At 66.3% G+C, this 9740-nt stretch carries 9 protein-coding genes; 6 read left to right on the forward strand and 3 right to left on the reverse strand.

What is annotated here, in order from left to right; translation table 11 throughout:
• The first annotated feature begins 104 nt into the window (after positions 1-104).
• A complete protein-coding gene (locus J7355_RS05715; RefSeq protein ID WP_209060749.1) occupies positions 105-1421 on the forward strand; it encodes a cytochrome P450 in 1317 nt (438 codons plus the stop codon).
• A gap of 15 nt (positions 1422-1436) precedes the next feature.
• Positions 1437-3389, forward strand: a complete 1953-nt coding sequence (locus J7355_RS05720) for a non-ribosomal peptide synthetase (protein WP_209060750.1) — start codon at positions 1437-1439, stop codon at positions 3387-3389.
• Between the two features lie 8 nt (positions 3390-3397).
• Here the strand turns inward: J7355_RS05720 and J7355_RS05725 are convergent, their stop codons facing one another.
• A complete protein-coding gene (locus J7355_RS05725; RefSeq protein ID WP_209060751.1) occupies positions 3398-4132 on the reverse strand; it encodes a lysophospholipid acyltransferase family protein in 735 nt (244 codons plus the stop codon).
• Entirely contained in the window at positions 4129-4884 is a 756-nt protein-coding gene (locus J7355_RS05730) for a lysophospholipid acyltransferase family protein (RefSeq protein WP_209060752.1), read from the reverse strand. The genes J7355_RS05725 and J7355_RS05730 overlap by 4 nt, the downstream gene beginning before the upstream one ends.
• Positions 4885-5014: 130 nt before the next feature.
• Here J7355_RS05730 and J7355_RS05735 point away from each other — a divergent pair, with 130 nt between their 5' ends.
• The 4 genes from J7355_RS05735 to J7355_RS05750 all read left to right on the forward strand — a co-directional run bounded on the left by J7355_RS05735 (position 5015) and on the right by J7355_RS05750 (position 9551).
• Positions 5015-6481: a nicotinate phosphoribosyltransferase gene (locus tag J7355_RS05735; RefSeq protein WP_209060753.1), complete on the forward strand. Its 1467-nt coding sequence runs from the start codon at positions 5015-5017 to the stop codon at positions 6479-6481.
• A 2-nt stretch (positions 6482-6483) separates the two neighbouring features.
• Entirely contained in the window at positions 6484-7113 is a 630-nt protein-coding gene (gene pncA / locus J7355_RS05740) for a bifunctional nicotinamidase/pyrazinamidase (protein ID WP_209060754.1), read from the forward strand.
• Positions 7114-7208: 95 nt separating this feature from the next.
• Positions 7209-9080, forward strand: a complete 1872-nt coding sequence (gene thiC, locus J7355_RS05745; RefSeq protein WP_209060755.1) for a phosphomethylpyrimidine synthase ThiC — start codon at positions 7209-7211, stop codon at positions 9078-9080.
• 81 nt (positions 9081-9161) lie between these two features.
• The gene (locus J7355_RS05750; protein ID WP_209060757.1) at positions 9162-9551 is read left to right on the forward strand and encodes a DUF3015 family protein; all 390 of its coding nucleotides are present in this window, start codon (positions 9162-9164) and stop codon (positions 9549-9551) included.
• A gap of 65 nt (positions 9552-9616) precedes the next feature.
• Here J7355_RS05750 and J7355_RS05755 read toward each other — a convergent pair.
• A partial coding sequence (locus J7355_RS05755) for a transposase (RefSeq protein ID WP_209060178.1) occupies positions 9617-9740 on the reverse strand: 124 nt, incomplete at its 5' end.

Consider the following 9740-nt stretch of genomic DNA (forward strand, 5'->3'; position numbering starts at 1 on the left):
CTATTCTTGTGTAGACTACATACATTACGAAATCTTAATTTAAACTTCATGTCGGCGCGGTAGCGCCGGGCCGGCAGATCGAACGGACGGATCTGGTAGTGGCAATGGCAAGCAGCGTATCCGATCTTCGGTTGCCAACCCGTGTGCCGGGGCCCAGCGACGCGTTTCCGATCGCCCCCGACGACGAAACGCGCGACATGCTCGGTCGTTGGCACACGGCCTATGGCGATCTCTATTGCGTGCCCGACGCGCGCGGCGGCCAGCCGCATTGGATCGTGCACGATCCGCGGCTGGTGCAGCAGGTGCTGGTGCGCAACAGCGCGAACTACGTCAAGGGCATGGGCCTGGATCGCGTGCGCATCCTGCTGGGCAACGGCATCATGGTCAGCGAGGGCGACTTCTGGACGCGCCAGCGCCGCCTCATGCAGCCGGCGTTCCGGCCGCGGGCACTGGCTGATTTCGGCGCCATGATCTTCGACGAAAACGCGGCCCTGGCCGATCGCTGGCAAACGCTTTCCGAGCGCGGCGAATCCGTCGACGTGGCCGCCCATATCAGCGAGCTGACGCTGGTGATCGTGCTCCGGTCGATCTTCGGCCGCGATTACGAGGCGCTGGTCACTGCCGGCAGCAATCCGTTCGCGCTGCTCACCGACGAGCCCGAGCGCAACCTCAGGTTTGCCGCACGCTTTCATCGGCTCACACGCGTGGTCGACGATATCGTCGAACGCCGCCTGGCCGATCCGTCCGGTGACTTCGATTTTCTCGGCCATATGCTCGCCGCCCGGACCAAGGCCGGCGAGACGATGTCGCGGCGCGCGCTCGTCGACGAGGTCATGACGCTGATCGTGGCCGGCCACGAGACCACCGCCAGCGCGCTGGCCTGGGCCTGGTATCTGCTGGCCACGCACGAAAACGTCTGCGCGCGGGCGCAGGCCGAAGCCGATGCCGTCGACGAAGCCGAGCTGCGCGATAGCGGCACGCATGCGAGCGGTGGGCTCGATTTTATCGGCCACGTGATCAGCGAGACGCTGCGCCTGTATCCGCCGGGCTGGCTGCTGTCCCGCCGTAGCGTCGCCGCCGATCGTTTCGGTGCGCACGAGGTTCCGGCCGGTGCGCAGGTCTTCATCAGCCCTTACGTGCTGCATCGCCACGGCGATTACTGGCACGACCCGCAGGGCTTCGACCCGGGCCGATTCGAGCGCGGCGATCAGCCGGGCCATCGGTTCGCGTACATGCCGTTCGCGGCCGGGCCGCGCCACTGCGTCGGCGAGCACATGGCGCTTACCGAAATGCGCGTGCACCTGGCGCACATGCTGCGTCGCTTCACGCCGCGTTATCACGGCAACGCGCCGCCGACGATGGAGTCGCACATCAACCTGCGGCCGCGCGACGGAATTTATTTACAATTGACACCGCGATAAAAAATCCACGGTTCTATGGATTCTTTCAACACGCTGGCCGATGCGCTGGACGCGCAGATCGACGGCCCCGGGGAAATCTGTTTCATCGACGGCGCCAACGACGAACGGCGGCTGAGCTATCGGCTGCTTTCGCGCGCGGCGATGCGGCTGCTGGCCGTGCTGCAGGCGCGCGGCGCGCAACCGGGCGATCATCTGGTGATCTTCGTTGCCGACAACCTGCGTTTCGTGCAGTTTTTCTGGGCGGCGATCTACGGTGGCCTGGTGCCGGTGCCGGTCGCCGCGGGCGCCTCGGAGGCGCATCTCGAAAAGCTGGTCAAGGTCTGGCGGCACCTCGACGAGCCGCGCGTAGTCGCCGGTTCGCGGCATATGGAACGCCTGCGCGGTTTTCTCGAGTCGCGCGGCGAGGCGCCGGCGGCCGATCGCCTGGCCGAGCGTGCGCTGTCGGATGAGCCGTCGGCGGTCGAGACGCAGGCCGAACGCGTTGCGCGCCGCGCCGACGATACCGCCTTCATCCAGTTTTCCTCCGGTTCCACGGGCGATCCCAAGGGTGTGGTGCTCACCCACGCCAACGTGCTCGCCAACATCCGGGCGATCACCGAAGGCTCGCGTTTCGGCGACCGCGAGGTGGCGGTGTCGTGGATGCCGCTGACCCATGACATGGGCCTGATTGGCTTTCACCTCACGCTGGTCTGCAACGGTTTCGACCATCACCTGATGGCGACCGATCTGTTCGCCCGGCGCCCGCTTCTGTGGCTGGAAAAAGCCTCGGAAAAACACGCCACGCTGCTGTGTTCGCCGAACTTCGGCTATCGCCACACGCTGCGTGCGGTCGCGGCCAAGGGCCTGCCGAACGTGGATCTGTCGCCGGTGCGTCTGATCTACAACGGCGCCGAGCCGATCGCAGCACCCCTGGTTCGCGAGTTTCTCGACACGCTGGCGCCCGCCGGCCTGAAATCGGACACGATGTTTCCGGTCTATGGCCTCGCCGAGGCCAGCCTGGCTGCGACCTTCCCGCCCGCCGGCGAAGGCCTGCGCAGCCTGCGCGTGGCGCGCGGCGAGCTCGGCGTGGGCGACGCGGTGCGCTTCGACGACTCCGATCAATCCGTCGAGCTCGTGCGGCTCGGTAGCCCCGTGGCCGGCACCGAGGTGCGGATCGCCGACGGCGAGGGCAACGCGCTCGGCGAGGACGCGGTCGGCCGGGTCTGGATCCGCGGCGATAACGTGACCGCCGGCTACTATCGCAACGACGCCGCCAACGAGGCGGCGCTGACGGGCGAAGGCTGGCTGGATACGGGCGATCTCGGCTTCACGCACGAGCGGGACCTGCTGATCACGGGCCGCGCGAAAGAGATCATCTTCGTCAACGGCCAGAACCACTATCCGCAGGATCTGGAAGCCGTGGCCCAGAGCGCGGCCGGCGTGGAACTGAACAAGATCGCGGCCGCCGGCGTCCGTCCGCCGGGTGCGGATGCCGACGAGCTGGTGCTGTTCGTGGTCTTTCGCGGCCATACGTCGGATTTCGTGCCGATCGCGCGCGAGGTGTCGGGCCTGATCAACCACCACACGGGGCTCGTCGTGGCGCGCGTGGTGCCGGTCAAGCATATGCCCAAGACCACCAGCGGCAAACTGCAGCGCGCACAGCTCGCGCGTGAATTCGCCGAGGGGGCGTTCGCGGACGTCGTCGCCGAGCTCGACGGCCTGATGCGTGCTAGCGGCGGCGCGGGCGCGACCGAGAGCGAGGCCGGCCTGGCCGCCGATCTCAAGGCGATCTGCGATGAGGTGGTGCCGAACAAGAAGATCGGCTACGACGACGATCTGTTCGAGATCGGCCTGTCCTCGCTGGAGCTGGCGCAGATCCACGAAGGCATCGAGGCGCGGTGGCCGGATCGGCTCGAGGTCACCGATCTGTTCGACTATCCGACCATCAACGACCTGGCCGCGTTTCTCGAGGAGAACAAGGCCGCCTGACGGTCGCGCTACTGCTTGCGTGTGCTTTGGCGCCTGCCCGGTTGCGGGCTGGCGCCGACGTGGCGATCCGCGGCTACGGTGAGCGCGTCGAGCCGCTCGCCCAGTTCCACGGCGCGTGCTTCGATGTCGTCGCCCCTGGCGATGCTAAGCGGCGCGCCGATGGTGACGGCCACACGTGCGAACGGCTTGGGAATCATCACCCGGTCCCAGGAGCCCAGCTGCCAGTAGCGATCGGCGGAAAACGCCATCGGCAGCAGCGGCGCGCGCGTCATCTGGGCGAGCATGATGGTGCCGGTCTTGACGCGCCCGGCCGGGCCGTGCGGCCCGTCCGGATGGATGACCGGCGACACCCCTTCGCGGATGCAGCCGTACATTTCCCGCAGCGCGCGCGCGCCGGTGCGGGTGGCCGAGCCGCGCAGAATGGTCGCGCCCATGCCGGCCACCACTCGGGCCACGAGTTCGCCGTCGTGCGAGGGCGAGACGAGAAAACCCGGGCGCAGCCCGCGCGTGCGTGCGCGCAGCAGATATCCCACGCTAACGCTGAGCCGCTGGTGCCAGCAGCAGGGCAGCATCGCCTGGTCGGCCTCGAGCAGGGTCGCCAGATGCGCGTCGCCGTCCACGCGCTCGATGCGGCAGCTGGCCAGCAGGGCCCGTGCCACCCAACGCAGCAGCGGCGCGACCAGGGTCATCCACAGTCGGGTGGTGCGTGGTAGAGGGGTCTCGGGCGGGGCCGACGGCTTCATGCCGGAGCGACGCTCGAGCGCTGCGCGGCTGCGGCGACCGTGTCAAGCGCGTCGAGCCGGCGGCCGATCTCGCCGGCGATATCCTCAGCCTGACCGGTGCCGTGGAGTGGACCGATCCGCCACGGTTCGCCTACGGCGACGGTCAGCCGTGCAAAGGGCTTCGGGATCTGGCCGGAATCCCAGGATTTGAGCTGCCAGTAGCGATTCGCCGCACAACCGACGAGAAACAGGGGCGCACCCGACCGGCTCGCCAGAATCACCGCGCCCGGCTTGAACACCCCGGCCGGCCCGCGGGGGCCGTCGCCGTACATCATCGGCGAAATGCCTTCGCGCACAGCCTGGGTCAAGGCCCGCATGGCTTCCTTGCCGGTCCGGCTCGAGGAACCGCGGATCGTCTCGGTGCCGTGGCTGCGGGCGACGCGAGCGATGAATTCGCCTTCCCGCGAAGGGCTGATCAGAAACCCGAGGCGCAGGCCGCGAGGCACGAGCGAGCGCAGGAAAAGACCGCTCATGATGATGCGCTGGTGCCAGCCACAGGGCACGATGGCCGGCACTTCGGCGGCCAGCATCGCGTCGACGTGCTGCGCTCCCTGCACGACACGAATACGACAGGTCAACCGCAGCAGCCAGATCACCAGCGTGGATGCCCAGGCGGCCGCGCGCATGGTGATGCGCTGTCGCCACGTCGGTGTCTTTTTCGGCTTGTGCCGCCGTTGCCCGGCGTGGCGGGTTGGGTCGGGTTGCTCTGCCATCCACTTGTCCGCTGTTGGGGCCCTGGCGGCCCCGCATTATGCCGGTGCGAGCATAAGTGCGTCGTCCGTGAGTTGAAACCCCGCGGCAACGCTCGCATTGTTGTTCGATCATTTTGTACGCGATCCGTCTATGTCCTCCCTGGGGCAACTCTACGGCCGCGCGCCCGCGCTGCTGACCGATCTCTACCAGCTGACCATGGCCTACGCGCATTGGCATCATGGTTCGCACGAGCGCGAGGCGGTGTTCCATCTATTCTTCCGCGATGCCCCGTTTTCCAACGGTTTCGCCATCGCCTGCGGGCTAGAGACAGCGCTGGAATACATCAGCGGAATGCGCTTCGAAGAAGACGATATCGCGTATCTGGCCACGCTCGAGGACAATGCCGGCGAACCGCTGTTCGCGCCCGCGTTTCTCGACTATCTGGCGGAGCTGCGCTTTACGGTGGACGTCGATGCCGTGCCCGAGGGCACGGCGGTGTTCGCGCATCAGCCGATGTTGCGCGTGCGCGGGCCGATTCTGCAGGCGCAGCTGCTGGAGACGGTGCTGCTCAATCTCATGAATTTCCCGACCCTGGTCGCGACCAAGGCCGCGCGCATCGCGCACGCCGCGGGCGACGACGCGGTGCTGGATTTCGGCCTGCGCAAGGCTCAGGGCATCGACGGCGGCGTGTCGGCCGCGCGCGCCGCTTATATCGGCGGCTGCTCGGGCACGTCCAACGTGCTGGCCGGGCAACTGTTCGGCATCCCGGTCTCCGGCACGCACGCCCACGGCTGGGTCATGGCCTTCGACGACGAGATCGACGCGTTCGACGCCTACGCGGCGGCGCTGCCGGACAACTGCATCTTTCTGGTGGATACCTACGACACGCTCGAAGGCGTGGAAAACGCCATCCGCGCCGGCCGGAAGCTGCGCGCGGCCGGCCACGAAATGGCCGGCATCCGGCTCGATTCGGGCGATCTCGCGGAGCTGGCCAAGACCGCGCGCCGCCGGCTGGACGAGGCCGGCTTCGAGTCGGCGCGCATCGCCGCCAGTTCCAGTCTCGACGAGGGCGTGATCGCCGAGCTCAAGCGCAAGGGCGCGCCGATCGTGCTCTGGGGCGTGGGCACGCAACTGACCACGGCCCAGCCCGACGCCGCGCTCGACGGCGTCTACAAGCTGGCGGCGATTCGCAACGACGCCGGGCAATGGTCCTACCGCATGAAGTTGTCGGACACGCCCGGCAAGCTCACCCGGCCGGGTGTGCATCAGGTGCGGCGTTTTCTGGAAGATGGATTGCCCGTGGCCGATCTGCTGTTCGATGCCGCCGCGGCCAACACCGCCTGGGCGGGAACCCACGGCGAGCATTGCCACGCTTTCGAGCCCGACGCCCCGCATATCGATCTGCTCGTGCCCGCGGTCCGCGCGGGCGCCCCGGTTGGCGCGGCGCCGCCGCTGGCCGATGTGCGTGCCCACGCGCGCGAGCAGTTCGCCTGCTTCGCGGCACGCAGCGATTACCCGGCACTGATCGACCGCTATCTCGAGGAATCCACCCATGCGCTGCGTGACTGGCTGGCGCATCGCGGCGAACGCGCGGTCGAACCGGCAAACGAGGCCTGAACATGAACACCGCGCTGCTGCTCGTCGATATCCAGAACGATTTTCTGCCCGGCGGGGCGCTGGCGGTCGGCGAGGCCGACGCCGTCGTGCCGGTGGCCAACCGCCTCATGCCGTATTTCGACCATGTGGTGGCCAGCCAGGACTGGCATCCACCGCATCATCTGTCCTTCGCCGCCGAGCATGCCGGCTTCGAGCCGTTTCAGATCACCGAACTGGATGGGCTCGAACAGATTCTCTGGCCGGTGCACTGTGTACAGGGGTCGCCCGGCGCGGGGTTTGCCTCGGCCCTGGATGTGGCCGGTATCGATCACGTCGTGCGCAAGGGCACGGACGTGCGTATCGACAGCTATTCGGCATTCCACGACAACGGTCATCGAAAGGCCACCGGTCTGACCGAGCATCTGCGCGGTCACGGTGTCGAGCATGTGGTCGTCGCCGGGCTGGCCGCCGATGTGTGCGTCAGGTTCACCGTAATGGATGCGCTGGCCGAAGGTTTTGCGGTCACGCTGGTGCGCGACGGCGTCCGTGGGGTGGACATGCAGGCCGGTGATACCGAAGCCGCCATCCAGGCCATGCGGGATGCCGGTGCCAAAGTCGCTGACAGCGCAGAGGTCATCGCCGGCACCGCCTGACAGGCGTCGTGCGCCGCGGCTGTCGAGCCGGCGCTTTTATTGCCGGTGGGGGGTTGTTAGATTGAGTTAAGTATTCCCCTGCTGCCAAGCCTGCTATGAGCGCTGTTCCCAAAGATCTGGCGGTGTCCGCGCGTCTGGCCGACGAAATGCGCGAGCCGTTCCCCAATTCCAGCAAGATCTACGAAGTCGGCTCCCGAGACGATATTCGCGTGCCCATGCGGGAGGTTGCCCAGAGCAACACGCCGGCCACTTTCGGCGTGGAGAAGAATCCGCCGATCACGATCTACGACTGCTCGGGGCCCTACACCGATCCGGAGGCGGCGATCGATCTGCGTATCGGGCTGCCCGCGCTGCGCGCGAAATGGATCGAGGAACGCGGCGACACCGAGCGTCTCGGGGATTTTTCTTCCGAATACGGGCGCGAGCGCCATGCCGACAACGCGCTGACCCATCTGCGCTTTCCCGAGCCGCCCAAGCCGCTGCGCGCGAAGGCCGGTCGCAATGTCTCGCAGATGCACTATGCGCGGCGCGGTATCGTGACCCCGGAAATGGAGTTCGTGGCGATCCGCGAGAATGCGCGCATCGATGCGATCAAGGACTCGCGGCTGCTGCGCCGTCATCCCGGCGAAGGCTATGGCGCCAACATCCCCGAGCGCGTGACGCCGGAATTCGTGCGCGACGAGATCGCGGCCGGGCGCGCGATCATCCCCAACAACGTGAATCATCCCGAATCCGAGCCGATGATCATCGGCCGCAACTTCCGGGTGAAGATCAACGCCAACATGGGCACCTCGGCGGTCACGTCCTCGATCGCGGAAGAGGTGGAGAAAATGGTCTGGGCCGCGCGCTGGGGCGGCGACACGATCATGGATCTGTCCACCGGCAAGCATATCCACGAAACCCGCGAGTGGATCATCCGCAACGCGCCGGTTCCGGTCGGCACGGTGCCCATCTACCAGGCGCTGGAAAAAGTCGACGGCCGCGCCGAGGACCTGACCTGGGAGATGTTTCGCGACACGCTCATCGAACAGGCCGAGCAGGGCGTGGACTACTTCACCATCCATGCCGGCGTGCGTCTGCCGTTTGTGCCGATGACGGTGAACCGTATTACCGGCATCGTCTCCCGCGGCGGCTCGATCATGGCCAAGTGGTGCCTGGCGCACCACAAGGAAAGCTTCCTCTACGAGCATTTCGAGGACATCTGCGAGATCATGAAGGCCTACGATGTGGCCTTCTCGCTGGGCGACGGGCTGCGTCCGGGCTCGATCGCCGACGCCAACGACGAAGCCCAGATGGCCGAACTGCGCACGCTCGGCGAGCTGACCAAGATCGCCTGGGAGCACGACGTGCAGGTGATGATCGAAGGCCCGGGCCATGTGCCGATGCAGCGCATCAAGGAAAACATGGAGGCCGAACTCGAGGACTGCCACGAAGCGCCGTTTTATACCCTGGGGCCGCTGACCACCGACATCGCGCCCGGCTACGACCACATCACCTCCGGTATCGGCGCAGCGCAGATCGGCTGGTATGGCACCGCCATGCTCTGCTACGTGACGCCCAAGGAGCATCTGGGCCTGCCCAACAAGGACGACGTGCGCGAGGGCATCATCACCTACAAGATCGCCGCCCACGCAGCCGATCTGGCCAAGGGCCATCCGGGCGCGCAGATCCGCGACAACGCGCTGTCCAAGGCGCGCTTCGAGTTCCGCTGGGAAGACCAGTTCAATCTCGGCCTCGATCCGATGAAGGCCCAGGGCTACCACGACGAGACCCTGCCCAAGGACAGCGCCAAGGTGGCGCACTTCTGCAGCATGTGTGGGCCGAAGTTCTGCTCCATGCGCATTTCGCAGGAAGTGCGCGAGTTCGCTCACGATCGCGGCATTCACACTCCGCAGGATGCGATCGACGCCGGTCTGCAGGAAAAGGCGGAAGAGTTCCGCGAAGGCGGCAGCAAGCTCTATCGGTGACCGGGTTCGGGTTCAGGCGCAATTCATGCGCGGCGAACTATGTTCAAGGTTCAGGAATATCGTATGAAAAAGGGATATGACATGAATACTCGAACCGCCATGACCACGCGCCGTCTGGCGCTTTTCAGCGCCGTGGCTCTGGGGCTGGGTTTTTCGTCGCTGGCGTCCGCCGATCGCGATGATCTGATCACCACCGCGAGCACGGCCGGCACCACCGCGTATCTCGTTGGCAAGGAAATGGACGAGGACGATTTCGCCAAGGCGCACGATTTCGCCGATACGCAATCGGTCGCGCTGCGCCGCGAAGCCGCGACGGGTGGCGGCGAGAACGTCGAATCCCTCGCCAAGCTGCTGCACGCTGAAAACCCCGACAACTTCGGGCGCTGGATGCAGGCCAACTACGCCGAGCTGTATGCGCCGGACGTGGATGCCGACAGCAACGTGGTCGATCGCATCGTCGCCATGCGTTGATGACGGGCCGGCGCCATGCCGGGCCCTGATGACAAACGCCGCCTCGTGCGGCGTTTTTTTTGGGTTCATCGCACTTTACCGGGAAACGCGGCTTTGATTTTGAGGAAGAAGTAGTCGGCGTTACGAAAGCCATAGGCTTGGCGTTTGATGACTTTAATGCGGTTGTTCATGCCTTCGAGCACGCTGGTA

The sequence above is a fragment of the Endozoicomonas sp. G2_2 genome (assembly GCF_017744135.1).
In the GTDB taxonomy this organism is placed as follows: domain Bacteria; phylum Pseudomonadota; class Gammaproteobacteria; order Nevskiales; family Salinisphaeraceae; genus Salinisphaera.